Below are 12480 nucleotides of genomic sequence, written 5' to 3'. Positions count from 1 at the left end.
CGCAAGGTCAGAATGCGTATTTGAGTCGAGCCTCCACATTGCGCTCAGCCCCGAACCAGCAGTTGTTCTGGTCGTAGCAGGAGTAGTAGGTCTTGTTCAGCAGGTTGCTGGCGCTAAGCGATACCCCCATCCCCTTCATGCTCGCGCTGAGGGCGGCGAGATCATAGGAGGCGGACATGTCCATCAGCAGATAATCCGGCACTGTGTCGGTGTTGGCGGCATCCATCTCGGCCTCCCCCACGTAGCGCAGGCCGGCGCCGACCCGCATTCCCTCCAGGCTGCCGCCCGGCAGGTAGTTGCTCCACAAGGAGGCCATCTGCCTGGGCACCCAGACCGGGGTCTTGCCCTGCAAGTCGGTGGTGTCCTTGGTGATCTCCATGTCCTGAAGGGTATAGCTCAGCGCCAGATCCAGCCGGCTGGTGAGATCCGCGCGCCCCTCCAGCTCTATCCCCCTGGAGACGATTTCGCCGGTCTGCAGCTTGGGCCCGTAGACGTTGTCCGGATCCGTCACCAGGGCGTTCTCCTTGGTGATGTGGAACGCCGAGATCGTGGCCGTCTTGCTCATGTCCTCGGAGAGGAACTTGAGCCCCCCCTCCCACTGGTGGCCGGTAGCGGGATCGAACGCCTTGCCGCTCTTGTCCGCCCCCGGCACCGGCTCGAAACTCTCGGCATAGCTCACATAGGGGGACAAGCCATAGTCCAGCTCATAGAGGGCGCCGAGGCGGAAGGAGAGATTGTCCTGATCGATCTGGGCCAGGGACTGGTTGGCGGCTCCCAGGTAGAGGCCGCGGCTGTCGGTGTCCATCCGGTAGCTGTCGTAGCGGGCGCCGCCTATGGCCACCAGCCGGTCGAGGCGCACCTGATCCTGCAGATAGACGCCGGTCTGGGACTGGCGAATGGTCTTGCGATCCTCATAGGAGAAGGTCAGGGCATCCGGCCGGATCTGGTTGTGGTCCGGGTTGAAGATGTCGATGCTGGGCGCCGAGTAGTCGAGGGTGTCCTGATAGAGGATGCGCGCGTCCAGATATTGATAATCGACCCCGAGCAGCAGGTTGTGCTGGGCACCGCCGGTCTGCACCTTGCCCGCCAGCTGATTGTCGATGACAAAACCGCGGGACGCCTCATCGGTGAGATAGGCGTTGCGGGCCAGGGTGCGGTTGTCCGCCGCCAGGGCCGCGTTGTAGGTGTTGCGCTGATAGGCGGAGGCATCCATGTAGCGGGCATTCTGCAGCACCTGCCAGTTGGCGTTGAAGTCGTGGCTCAGCTTGTAGCCGAGCAGGGTCACATCCCGGTTGTACTCGTTCCAGTTCTCGTCGCCGAGGAAGGTGTCGCTGCCAAGCTGCCCCAGGGGGTTGGACTTGACCGAGCCGCTGGCGGGCACAGTGGTGTAGATGCCGGCTTGCGGATCCTTCTGGTAGTAGAGGTTGAGGTTCAGCAGGGTGCGGTCGCTCAACTGCCAGTCCAGGGAGGGCGCAAAGACGTAGCGCTCCTCTTCGGAGGTCACCGCCTGGCCCTCTTTCTGGCGGGCCAGCCCCACCACCCGATAGGCGAGCTGCTCGTTGATGGCACCTGTGCTGTCGAGGGTCATCTCCTTGAGGGTGCCCGTCCCCGTCGCCACGCTGACGTTATGCTTGGCTTCCCGCTGGGGGCGCTTGGCAATGAGGTTGACCATGCCGCCGGGGGGCATGCTGCCATAGAGCACCGAGGTCGGCCCCTTGAACACCTCCAGTTGCTCGATGGCCACAGGATCTATCTGGGGTTGCAGGTTCCACTCGTTGTATTGCAGCAAGAGGCCGTCATAGAAGTTCTGGTAGTTGTCAAAGCCGCGGATGTTGAACAGATCCAGCCGGTTGACCGCCCCGCCCCGCAGCTCGGTATTGACCCCGGGCACGTAACGCAGCGCCTCGCTCACCGAGCTGACGCCGCGCTGTTCCAGAGTCTCGCTCTCCACGACCGAGATCGCCTGGGGCGTCTCTATGGGGTCAAGCCGGGTCTTGGTCGCCGTGTTGCGATAGGTCTGACCCAGCACGGTCAGGGTCTCGTCGGCCAGCGCCGCGTCCTGGCTGCCGGGCGCGGCGGCCAGCACAGAGCCTGCCAACAGGGTGGAGATGGTCGCGGCGACCACGGTCAATGGGGGGTGAACAAGTTGCATCTGATCCTCGACTGCCTACTGCATGTGAATAGTAACAAATATCATTTGCATTTTATTGTTCTAATTTGCCGCGGAATTAACAATTTGGGGCATGTTGGCGGGTCAGTGACAAAGAAAGGGGGGAAGAAGAGCGCCATCTGACTGCGTGACGAGTGAAACAGAGTGCAGGGGAAGCCAAATGGAGGGGCTGCGGCCTGGGGCTGGTCGAGACGCGCTTTCGCCGGGGTGGCCTCAAGGCCCTGCCGGCCGAACCGGGCCTGATCAGCGCCCGTATCCGGCCTTCGCTTTAGAGCAGTTGCTCCTTTTTCATCCACACCCTTGATCCGGGTCAAGCCCTGCTGACAGGGATGGCGATAGTATGCGGCCCCTTTTATCTGTCCTGTTTGAGACGATACGAGGCCATACGATCACCCCAATGAATGACACCATCAATAAAGATCTGCACTGCCACACCCAGCTCCACGTCTCCTTCGCGGTGATAGTGCTGACCCTGCTCACCGCCCTGGTGGGGGTCAGCTGCAGCATCCAGCGGGCGGCCGAAGTGAAGTATCACAAGGTGGCCGCCATGTTCGTGCACAACATGGCGACCCAGTTCATCGCGTTGCAATTCAAGCCGCTGGAGCATGTCCTCAACGAGACCGGCAGCTTCATCGACAAGCCCGCCCTGCAGGCCTTCCTCGGCGACGGGCACGCCCCCCTTCGCATGACCCTGATGCAAACGTTGTCCCTCACCCCCTATGTGAAAAGCATCCTGGTCTCCGATCAGCAGGGGCGCTTCAACTCTGTCCCCCACCTGCCGGTCGAGGCGGGCTTTGATGCCAGGGAGCGGCCCTGGTTCAAGTCCGCCGCCTCCCGCACCCTCTTCGTCAGCTACACGGACCACTACGCCAGCAGAATCGACCAGCAGCGGACCGTCTCCGTCTCCCGGCCCATCGTCGACAAGGAGGGCTTTCCCCTCGGCACCCTGGCCATGGAGCTCGATCTCGAGCAGATGAGCCATCCCCTGCGCCTGCTCAAGAGCCCCCTCAAGGGGGAGTTCTATCTTATCTCCCGCAGCGGCGACACCCTGCTGCACGCCAACGTGGGCAACCTGTTTCGCCGCCAGCTGGCGCCGCAGCTCATCGCGCAGATGACCAACGGGGCCGACCATCTCTATGACGCCGAGCACCAGACCCATGTCTACTACTACGCCTTCTCCAACCCGGACTGGTTCGCCATCTACACCGTCAGCGACGCCGAATTCAAGGAGGCCAGCCACAGCGAATCCTATCAGTTGCAGATCGCCGTGGCGGGTTGCCTGCTGATCTGCCTGCTCTGCTGGGGATCCCTGCGCCATGCCATCAACAAGATGATCGTCGAGATCATCGCCCTGATGCGCGTCGGCCGCATCGACATGAGCAAGCCCGGAGAGCTGCTGCGCCAGGAGATCCAGAGCGCCCATCACCAGATGCAGGAGGCGGTCGCCGCCTCCAACACGGATGCCCTGACCGGCCTCTTCAATCGCCGCAGCTTCGATCAGGATCTGGCCAGCCATCTGGCCGACGGCCGCCCCTTCTCCCTCGGCATGATAGATCTGGACAACTTCAAGGCCATCAACGATCAGCTGGGACACCTGGTGGGCGACCGCGTCCTCCAGGCCGTGGCGCAGGAAGGGGTGACGGTGGCCGACGGCCTGGCCAGGCTCTACCGCTACGGCGGGGAGGAGCTGGCCATCCTGATCCCCGGGGAGGACGAAGCCCAGACACTGGCCCTGCTGGAGCGCTGGCGCCAACGGGTCCTGCAACGTCAATGGCGAGAGGCCGGGCTGGTGGTGACCTTCTCGGCGGGGCTGGGGCAGTGGCGCCATGAATCGGCCGCGCACCTGATAGCAAGGGTCGATCGGGCACTCTATCAGGCCAAGGAGGCGGGCAAGAACCGGGTTCACCCGGCAGACTGACGGGGCTGGTTATCTGGCGTCATACGGGCGGTATGAAGGGCCCCGTTGCCGAGCCTAGCGGGGCGCTATGGGCAGCCAGTACTCCATGGAGGCATCGGGCTGCTGGCCGTCAAAGCCCGGGGCATAGCGCTCCAGCTCGAAGCCATCCAGCCCGCGATAGCCGGAGGAGGGCAGCCAGTGCAGGATAAACCAGTTGAGGCTCTGCCCCAGCTGGCTGATGGGGCCCAGGTGGCCCAGCACCGCATACTCCTGGGAGGGAACCCGAAGGCGCGCCAGCCCGGGGCCGGGCTCACTCCCCTCCTCTGCCGCCACCCCGGCCCAGTAAGGCAGCCGCTCCCCCGCCCCCGAGACGTCCACCACCCCCAGCAGCTCGCTGGACGACAGGCGCCCTCCCGCCTCGCGCCAGGCACCCCAGATGGCGGGCACCGTCTGCTGAAAGTCCGGCGCCTTCGCAAAGAGGCCCCGGATCTCCCCCCTGACGCCGTGCAGGGTGAACCCCGGCCGGCTCTCCACCCGCACCTGCACCAGCCTGGGAGGGCTGGCCAGGGGCATGGGGGCCCGCACCAGGGGAGTACGCAGCCCCAGCCGCAGGCCCCGCTTGCGATAGGCCAGGGGGGAGCAGCCAAAGTGCTGTTTGAAGGCCCGGCTGAAGCTGACTTCCGAGCCAAAACCGTGGTTCAGCGCCAGATCCAGCACCCGCTGACGGCTCGAGAGCAGCGCCTCCGCCGCCTGGCTCAGCTTCAGCTCGCGCACATAGTGGGCCACCGTCTGGCCGGTCTCGTGCAGGAAGACCCGCTGCAACTGCCAGCGCGACCAGCAGCTCTGCTCGGCCAGTTGCTCCAGCGACAGGGGCTGATCCAGGTGGGTGTGAATGTAGTCGAGCACCCGCTCGATGCGGGTGAAATGGGGGCGCGTCTGTGGCGCCGGGTCTGGGAAAGCGGGGAAGCTTGTCATGCTGTGGTCGGGCTCTGTGCCGGCGAAGGGGCGCATTCGCCCAAGTGGCCACATTAAACATGGCCGCCGTGCCGGGGGCAAGCCTTGTGCGGCCCAGGCGCCCCCTCGCAAGCATGCCCCCTCCCCCAGACGCTCCTCTGTCACAAAAATGACGCCTTTCCCTGCCACATTGTTTGCAGACAAGGTTGTCAATTGCCCCAGGGGCACCATTCAACTCGTGACATGCAGGGAGAGCCAAGATGAAGAAGATTGCCTTGATCACCGGAGCCCGGGGCGGCATAGGGTCCGCCATCACCACCGCCTTGCTGGCCCAGGGGTATCGCATCATCGCCACCCACTCCAGCGTCAATGCCGTCGCTGCACGGGAGTGGTACCAGGAGCAGGGGTATCAGCCGGATCGGGTGCGGCTGCTGGCGCTGGATGTGGCCGACACCGCCATGTGCCGCGAGACCCTGGGCCGCCTGCTGCAGGAGGAGGGCCGGGTGGACGTGCTGGTCAACAACGCCGGCATCACCCGGGATGGGGCCTTCAAGCGGATGGCGCCGGATCAGTGGTTCGAGGTGATCCACACCAACCTGTGCAGCCTCTACAACGTGACCCAGCCGCTGTTCGATGCCATGTGCGAGCAACGCGATGCCCGCATCATCAACATCTCCTCGGTCAACGGCCAGAAGGGGCAGTTCGGTCAGGTCAACTACTCGGCGGCCAAGGCGGGCATGCTGGGCTTCACCAAGGCGCTGGCGGCGGAGGGGGCCCGCTTCGGGGTCACGGTCAACGCCATCGCCCCCGGCTACACCGCCACCCCCATGGTGGCGGCGATCCGCACCGACATCCTCGACAGCATCAAGGCCGACATTCCCATGCGCCGCCTCGCCAAGCCGGAGGAGATAGCCGCCGCCGTGGCCTTCCTCGCCAGCGAAGCAGGGGCCTATATCACGGGGGAGACCCTGGCCATCAACGGCGGCCTCTATATGAAGTAGCACCGGGGCAAGCGGGATCCACAGGGGGCAGCCAACGGGCTGCCCTCTGCTTTTGGTCGGCGCTACAAGGGGCGCGCCGTCCCCCCGGGTTCGGCGAAATGGCTGCGCAGGGCGGTGATCACCCGGCGCACCTTCTCCGGGATCTCCCGCTGGGGGGTGATGGCGTGGATCTCCATGGGCGGCACCCGAAAGCCTGGCAGCAAGGCGAGCAGGCGGCCCTGGGCGAGATCCTCAGCAACTTCCCCCTCGGGTTGCAGGGAGATCCCCTGCCCCGCCAGGGCAAACTGGCGCAGGGGCAGCACGTTGTTGCATTGCACCCTGGGTTTGCACCTCACCCTGTGCTCGCCCCCCCGCTCGTCAAGGAGCAGCAAGCCGCTCCCCAGCATGTCGCCGCAGAGCCAGTCGTGCGCGGCCAGATCTGCCGGGGTGCGCGGCGTCCCCTTGCGCGCCAGGTAGGCGGGGGCGGCGCACAGCAGCATCCGGGTCTGGCCCAGCTTGCGGGCCACCAGGGTGGAGTCCGGCAGGGAGCCGACCCGCAGCGCCACGTCGATGCGCTCGGCAATGAGATCCCGCTTCTCGTCGTCGGCGATGATCTGGATGCACAGGCCCGGGTGGGCCTGCAACAGGGGCGACAAGGCCAGCGCCAGCGGCTGGCCCGCCATGCCCACGGGGGCGGTGATCCGCACCTCCCCGAGCAGGCTGTCGCGCACTTCCGAGAGGCGCAGCTCGGTCTGGTTGAGGGTCTGTTGCAGGGCCTGGCACCCCTGCCACACCACCTCCCCCGCCTCCGTCAGGCTGAGGCGACGGGTGGAGCGATGGAGCAGAGGCAGGCCGAGCAGGCTCTCCAGCTGGCCGATGTGCTGGCTGACGGCGGAGGGGGTCATGCCGAGGGCCTTGGCGGCCCCCGTCATGGTGCCCGCCTCCACCACGGCGGCGAAGATGGCGTAACGTCTGAGCTGATCCATTATTAAATCCAGCTTACAAGTGAATGCAATTTACAGAGGATTATTAAATCACATTCGGGGGCGTAGGATAGCCTCATTCCCACAGTGAAGGAGAGATATCCATGAAAATTGCCCTCATAGGTGCCAGCGGTTTTGTCGGTTCAGCCATCCTCAATGAGGCCGTCAGCCGTGGCCACAGCGTCACCGCCATCGTCCGTGACGTGAGCAAGGTCGCTGCCCACCCGCAGGTCACCGCCGTGGCGGTAGATGCCCAGAACCCACAGGCGCTGGCCGAGGTGCTCAAGGGGCACGATAGGGTGATCAGCGCCTACAACCCGGGCTGGAGTGCCCCGGATATCCATGATCAGTACCTCAAGGGCGCCAGCGCCATCGTCGAGGCAGCCAACGCCGCCCACAGCTGGCTGCTGGTGGTCGGCGGTGCCGGCAGTCTGGAGATAGCCCCCGGCGTGCAACTGGTGGATACCCCGGACTTCCCGGCCGAGTGGAAGCAGGGTGCCCTGGCGGCCCGCGACGGTCTCACGGCCCTTCGCCGCGAAACGACCCTCGACTGGCGCTTCGTCTCCCCGCCGGTGTTCCTCGAACCCGGCGAGAAGCGCGGCGGCTACCGTCTCGGGGGCGATCAGGTGCTCTTTGACGGCGACAAGCCTGCCGGGATCACAGTCGGGGATCTGGCGGATGCCGTGCTTAACGAAGCGGAACAACCGGCCCACCTGCGCCAGCGCTTCACCCTGGGTTACTAAAGAGAGTGATCTAGGCGCGCTAGGCGGGCGCTCACCCTCTAACCTCTGCGCCACACTACCCAAGGGGGGGCTGATGCCTCCCCTTTGTTCATTCGCCTCCCACTGGCACAGCGCCTTCCCTGGCCCCAGGCAGATTCATGGGCAAGGCGATCGGCTGGGTCGCATTTTCTCCGTGCAATCGACAAATTTCCCCAAAGGGATCGAATCCTATTTCGACTTTTGTATATAACTAAGAATATTTTGTTGCTTCCACCTTATAACTCCGAACAGTAGCATCCCCTTAAACCCAAACGGTGCCATCGTGAGCCACGGACCCGCGTCCTGCCACTCGCCACACCGCCGTCTTTGTCGCGGATCCTCGGGACTGCACCCGACATCCGACACCTGAGGAGATGCACATGGAACATTCATCACTGCCCATCATCGACTATGCCGCGATCACTGGTGCCCCCGAGGAGCGCCGCCAGATGCTGGCCAAGCTTGGCCGGGCGGCCCGCGACATCGGCTTCTTCTATCTGACAGGCCATGGTCTGAGCGAAACGCAGCAACGGGAAACCCTGGCGCTGGCGGCCCGCTTCTTCGCCCTGCCCCTGCAGGAGAAGCTGGCGGTGCAGATGGTGCACTCCCCCCACTTTCGTGGCTACAACCTGGTGGGGGCCGAGCTCACCCGGGAGCGGCCGGACCGGCGGGAGCAGTTCGACATCATGAACGAGGAGCAGGCCCTCCCCCTGGCGCAGGCCAGCCACCCCTGGCAGCGGCTCACAGGCCCCAACCAGTGGCCCGCAGCCCTGCCCGGGATGAAGACACAACTGCTGGCGTGGCAGGCGCGGCTGAGCGACATCACCCTCACCCTGCTTGCCGCCTTTGCCGAGGTACTGGAGCAACCGGCCGGGGTGTTCGATGAGAGCATCCAGGGCGCCCCCTATCAGCACATGAAGCTCATTCACTACCCGGGACGGGAAGCGGGGGGCAGCGGCCAGGGGGTCGGCGCCCACAAGGATCCCGGCTACCTGACCCTGGTGATGCAGGACGATCACTCCGGCCTCGAGGTGGAGACGGCGCACGGCTGGATTTCCGCGCCCCCCCTGCCCGGCGCCCTGGTGGTCAATATCGGCGAGTTGCTGGAGCTCGCCTCCAACGGCTACCTCAAGGCGACCCTGCACCGGGTGCAGAGCCCGCCCCCCGGGGTCTCCCGTCTCTCCTGCGCCTTCTTCATGGCGGCGAGACTCGATGCCACAGTGCCGCTGCTCACCCTCTCCCCTGAGCTCGCGGCGCAGGCACAAGGGCCAGAGAGCGACCCGGCCAACCCCCTCTTCTATCAGGTGGGGGAGAACGTGCTCAAGGGGAGGCTGCGCTCCCACCCGGATGTGGCGGCGCGCCACTATGCTCGGCAACACAGGGTAGCGCAGGAGCCGATACCGGCCTGACGCCATCAAGAGGGGGGCGACAGACCGCCATCCCGACCACAGGAGAGGGTCGCCAGTGTGGCCCCGTCCACCGATTCTCACACCAGAACAACAACGCCATAGCCTGGCAACCACGGAGCAAAACGATGAAATTCAAGACCATGAGCGTGCACAGCGGCCAGCGGATCGATCCCCAGACCGGCGCCCTCACCACCCCGCTCTACCAGAGCAGCACCTTCAGCTACGTCAACGCCCAGGCGGGCAAGGAGCGCTTCGCAGGCCAGGCCCCGGGCTTTATCTACAGCCGCTTCGGCAACCCCACCACAGCCGAGCTGGAGCTGAAACTGGCGGCCCTCGAGGGCGCCGACGAAGCGCTGGTGGTGGCGAGCGGCATGGCGGCGGTGAGCGCCATCCTCTATGCCCTGGCCAGCAGCGGGGATGAAGTGGCCTATGTCGGCCCCCTCTACGGCGGCACCGAGGCGTTCTTGAAACAGACCTTCAGCCGGGCCGGCATCACCATCACGGGTTACGACAGCGATCAGGATCTGCTGGCCAACATCAGCCCCGCCACCAGGGTGATCCTGTTCGAGACCCTGACCAACCCCACCCTCAAGGTGGTGGATCCCCGGGTGGTGGTGGAAGCGGCCCGCAAGGTGGGCGCCATCAGCGTGTGTGACAACACCTTCCTCACCCCCTACCTGCTGCGCCCGCTGGAGCTCGGCATCGACGTGGTGATGCACAGCGGCACCAAGTACCTGGGCGGTCACGGCGATATCATCGCCGGGGTGGTGGCAGGCTCCCACGCGCTGATGAAGTCGATCCGCACCGTGGCCCTCAAGCACATCGGCTCCCCCATAGGCCCGCAGGAGGCCTACCTGCTGCAGCGCGGGGTCAAGACCCTGCCCCTGCGCATGGATGCCCACCTGCACAATGCCCAGAAGGTGGCCGACTTCCTCGCCGCCCACCCTGCGGTGAAGAAGGTGATCTACCCGGGCCTTGCCAGCCACCCGGGCCACGACGCCCTCGGCGCCTTCGCCAGCGGCTTTGGCGGCATGGTGAGCATAGAGCTGGAGGGAGGCTTTGCGCGCTGCGCCACCCTGCTCGACAACCTGCAGCTGTTCGTGCAGGCGGTGAGCCTCGGCGATCTCGAGAGCCTGGCCTGCCATCCGGCCAGCACCACCCACGCCGCCATGGACGAGGCGAGCCGTCTCGCCGCCGGGGTCAATGACGATCTCATTCGCTTCAGCATCGGGGTGGAAGACGCCGACGATCTCATTGCCGATCTGGCGGCGGCGCTGGCCCTGATCTGACCCTAAGCCGCCATGCACGACCGGCGCCACGCGCAATAAAAAAGGGAAGGCCAGGCCTTCCCTTTCTCTCATCCCTTCCCTAGTGCGGGAAGGAGCCCTGCTCAGGCGTCGTGATAATCCTGGCAGGCGCTCAGGGTGTTCTCCATCAGGCTGGCCACCGTCATGGGCCCCACGCCACCGGGTACAGGGGTGATGAAGGCGGCGTGATTGCGCGCCGTTTCAAACTCCACGTCCCCCACCAGGGAGCCGTCGGCCAGGCGGTTGATCCCCACGTCGATCACCAGAGCCCCCGGCTTGACCCACTCCCCCGGGATGAAGTTCGGCTTGCCCACCGCCACCACCAGCAGATCGGCACGGCGCACCTGGGCCTCCAGATCCTGGGTGAAGCGGTGACAGGTGGTGGTGGTGCAACCCGCCAGCAGCAGCTCCAGCGTCATCGGGCGACCGACGATGTTGGAGGCACCGACCACTACCGCATGCAGACCGTGGGTCTTGACACCGGTCGCCTCGATCAGGGTCATGATCCCCTTGGGGGTGCAGGGACGCAGCGCCGGGATGCGCTGGGCCAGACGGCCCACGTTGTAGGGGTGGAAACCATCCACGTCCTTGTCGGGACGAATGCGCTCCAGCACCTGGGTGGTGTCGCAATGAGCCGGCAGGGGCAGCTGCACCAGGATGCCGTCCACCTCCGCATCCTCATTGAGCCGGTCGATCAGGGCCAGCAACTCTTCCTGGGTCGCATTGGCGCTGAGATCATAGGAGCGGGAGACAAACCCCACCTCTTCACAGGCACGACGCTTGCTGCCCACATAGACCTGGGACGCCGGATCCAGCCCCACCAGGATCACCGCCAGACCCGGTGCCCGCTTGCCCAGAGCCAACCGCTGTTGGACTTGTTCGGCGACCTGATTGCGAATCGTTTGCGCAACCTGTTTTCCATCAATGATTTTGGCAGACATCGTTCTTCACTCACCATGTGTTCAACTGCCGCGCATTGTCGCATTTTTTTGGCGCGGGTGTTAGCGGCTCTCGCCTGGCGGGCAATAAGTAGGCATTTGAATTTACTGGCGGAAAAAGTCGTTGACGCTGACTTTGACGCTTGGGTATGATGCCCGCCCGTTGCCCAGTCGTACCGCCCCCGGTATGCTGGACGATGAGATTTCGGTGATTAGCGCAGCCCGGTAGCGCATCTGGTTTGGGACCAGAGGGTCAAAGGTTCGAATCCTTTATCACCGACCAGGTTCATCGGGAAGTCCTTCGGATTTCTTGATACAACGCGCCCTTAGCTCAGTCGGATAGAGCAACGGCCTTCTAAGCCGTGGGTCGCAGGTTCGAATCCTGCAGGGCGCGCCATTGATGTGACTCTTCCCTCGAAGAGCGACATCGAAGGCAGATTTCAGTGGTGGCTGTAGCTCAGTTGGTAGAGTCCCGGATTGTGATTCCGGTTGTCGTGGGTTCGAGCCCCATCAGCCACCCCATTATTAGCTGTTCGTGCTGAATCAAGCCGACAGAGGCAAGCCTGACTTGCCATGAACCGGGCATCTGATGCCCTCATCAAAACCGGCCTTGCGCCGGTTTTTTTGTGCCTGCGCCCCAGCCTCGCCGCCTGTCCCGAGCGCTCCGCTCCCTCTTTATGCGCTTTGCCCCTCCCCCTTGCTCTCTCACGCTTGTCCCTGTGCTGGTCGGTCAATGTCACCGCCTGGTGCTGCCCCTCGCCAGGCCGGATCACAGCCATGATCGGAGTCATGACGGCCCCGGGTTATCCCTGCTTCCCATGACGCAGCGCAAGCTTCCATGCCGATGACAGTGATATGGATAAAAACCAGGCAAATGCCTTGTCTGCTTCCCTCATAAGGGCGAGCCACCACTTGCGCCCAGGCAGCGCATCACAGGTTGCCGCCGCGCCTGATGCGAGGGGAAGACGGGCAGAACGTAAATAGATTGTTAAACTAGATGGTCGTGATTCATCTTTTCGTAATCCATTCACTGCACAATAACGCAATATATTGAAAAAAAAGGAGTAATTGAAAGCTAGCC

General features: G+C 64.3%; 9 protein-coding genes and 3 tRNA genes. 8 read left to right on the top strand and 4 right to left on the bottom strand.

Going from position 1 to position 12480, the window contains the following annotated elements; genetic code table 11:
- Window positions 1–7 precede the first annotated feature (7 nt).
- Window positions 8–2152, bottom strand: coding sequence for a TonB-dependent siderophore receptor (locus AAHB08_RS05535; protein ID WP_342058350.1), 2145 nt, complete (start codon window positions 2150–2152; stop codon window positions 8–10).
- A gap of 415 nt (window positions 2153–2567) precedes the next feature.
- Between AAHB08_RS05535 and AAHB08_RS05530 the strand changes: the two genes are divergently transcribed.
- The gene (locus AAHB08_RS05530) at window positions 2568–4088 is read left to right on the top strand and encodes a sensor domain-containing diguanylate cyclase (protein WP_342058349.1); all 1521 of its coding nucleotides are present in this window, start codon (window positions 2568–2570) and stop codon (window positions 4086–4088) included.
- Window positions 4089–4142: 54 nt separating this feature from the next.
- Here AAHB08_RS05530 and AAHB08_RS05525 read toward each other — a convergent pair whose 3' ends face one another.
- Window positions 4143–5123 carry a helix-turn-helix domain-containing protein gene (locus AAHB08_RS05525; RefSeq protein WP_446699512.1) on the bottom strand — a complete coding sequence of 327 codons (981 nt, stop codon included), beginning with the start codon at window positions 5121–5123 and terminating at the stop codon, window positions 4143–4145.
- Between the two features lie 158 nt (window positions 5124–5281).
- Between AAHB08_RS05525 and AAHB08_RS05520 the strand changes: the two genes are divergently transcribed.
- Window positions 5282–6022, top strand: a complete 741-nt coding sequence (locus tag AAHB08_RS05520) for an SDR family oxidoreductase (RefSeq protein WP_342058347.1) — start codon at window positions 5282–5284, stop codon at window positions 6020–6022.
- A gap of 62 nt (window positions 6023–6084) precedes the next feature.
- Here AAHB08_RS05520 and AAHB08_RS05515 read toward each other — a convergent pair whose 3' ends face one another.
- Window positions 6085–6987, bottom strand: coding sequence for a LysR family transcriptional regulator (locus AAHB08_RS05515; protein WP_342058346.1), 903 nt, complete (start codon window positions 6985–6987; stop codon window positions 6085–6087).
- 101 nt (window positions 6988–7088) lie between these two features.
- On the opposite strand from AAHB08_RS05515, the gene AAHB08_RS05510 reads away from it, so the two are divergent.
- The 3 genes from AAHB08_RS05510 (at window position 7089) to AAHB08_RS05500 (ending at window position 10443) form a co-directional block, all read left to right on the top strand.
- Complete coding sequence (locus AAHB08_RS05510; protein WP_342058345.1) at window positions 7089–7727, top strand: NAD(P)-dependent oxidoreductase; 639 nt, start codon at window positions 7089–7091, stop codon at window positions 7725–7727.
- 398 nt (window positions 7728–8125) lie between these two features.
- Window positions 8126–9154, top strand: a complete 1029-nt coding sequence (locus AAHB08_RS05505; RefSeq protein WP_342058344.1) for an isopenicillin N synthase family dioxygenase — start codon at window positions 8126–8128, stop codon at window positions 9152–9154.
- Window positions 9155–9279: 125 nt separating this feature from the next.
- Window positions 9280–10443 (top strand): trans-sulfuration enzyme family protein, encoded by a 1164-nt coding sequence (locus tag AAHB08_RS05500; RefSeq protein ID WP_205641877.1) that lies wholly within the window; start codon window positions 9280–9282, stop codon window positions 10441–10443.
- A 101-nt stretch (window positions 10444–10544) separates the two neighbouring features.
- Here the strand turns inward: AAHB08_RS05500 and folD are convergent, their stop codons facing one another.
- A complete protein-coding gene (gene folD / locus AAHB08_RS05495) occupies window positions 10545–11402 on the bottom strand; it encodes a bifunctional methylenetetrahydrofolate dehydrogenase/methenyltetrahydrofolate cyclohydrolase FolD (RefSeq protein ID WP_005326697.1) in 858 nt (285 codons plus the stop codon).
- 203 nt (window positions 11403–11605) lie between these two features.
- Between folD and AAHB08_RS05490 the strand changes: the two genes are divergently transcribed.
- From AAHB08_RS05490 to AAHB08_RS05480, 3 genes are all read left to right on the top strand, one after another.
- Window positions 11606–11682: transfer RNA gene (locus tag AAHB08_RS05490), tRNA-Pro, on the top strand.
- 37 nt (window positions 11683–11719) lie between these two features.
- Window positions 11720–11796, top strand: a tRNA-Arg gene (locus AAHB08_RS05485).
- Between the two features lie 49 nt (window positions 11797–11845).
- Window positions 11846–11921: transfer RNA gene (locus AAHB08_RS05480), tRNA-His, on the top strand.
- Window positions 11922–12480 lie beyond the last annotated feature (559 nt).

The sequence above is a fragment of the Aeromonas sp. OTU364 genome (assembly GCF_038440395.1).
Lineage (GTDB): Bacteria > Pseudomonadota > Gammaproteobacteria > Enterobacterales > Aeromonadaceae > Aeromonas.
The sequence above is the reverse complement of the archived record's forward strand: the minus strand, read 5'-3'. Positions and strand labels throughout refer to the sequence as shown.

Excerpts from the sequence above, each read along its gene's own strand:
- AAHB08_RS05535 (WP_342058350.1), bottom strand. The coding sequence starts at position 2,152 with ATGCAACTTGTTCACCCCCCATTGACCGTGGTCGCCGCGACCATCTCC.
- AAHB08_RS05530 (WP_342058349.1), top strand. The coding sequence starts at position 2,568 with ATGAATGACACCATCAATAAAGATCTGCACTGCCACACCCAGCTCCAC.
- AAHB08_RS05520 (WP_342058347.1), top strand. The coding sequence starts at position 5,282 with ATGAAGAAGATTGCCTTGATCACCGGAGCCCGGGGCGGCATAGGGTCC.
- AAHB08_RS05515 (WP_342058346.1), bottom strand. The coding sequence starts at position 6,987 with ATGGATCAGCTCAGACGTTACGCCATCTTCGCCGCCGTGGTGGAGGCG.
- AAHB08_RS05510 (WP_342058345.1), top strand. The coding sequence starts at position 7,089 with ATGAAAATTGCCCTCATAGGTGCCAGCGGTTTTGTCGGTTCAGCCATC.
- AAHB08_RS05505 (WP_342058344.1), top strand. The coding sequence starts at position 8,126 with ATGGAACATTCATCACTGCCCATCATCGACTATGCCGCGATCACTGGT.
- AAHB08_RS05500 (WP_205641877.1), top strand. The coding sequence starts at position 9,280 with ATGAAATTCAAGACCATGAGCGTGCACAGCGGCCAGCGGATCGATCCC.
- folD (WP_005326697.1), bottom strand. The coding sequence starts at position 11,402 with ATGTCTGCCAAAATCATTGATGGAAAACAGGTTGCGCAAACGATTCGC.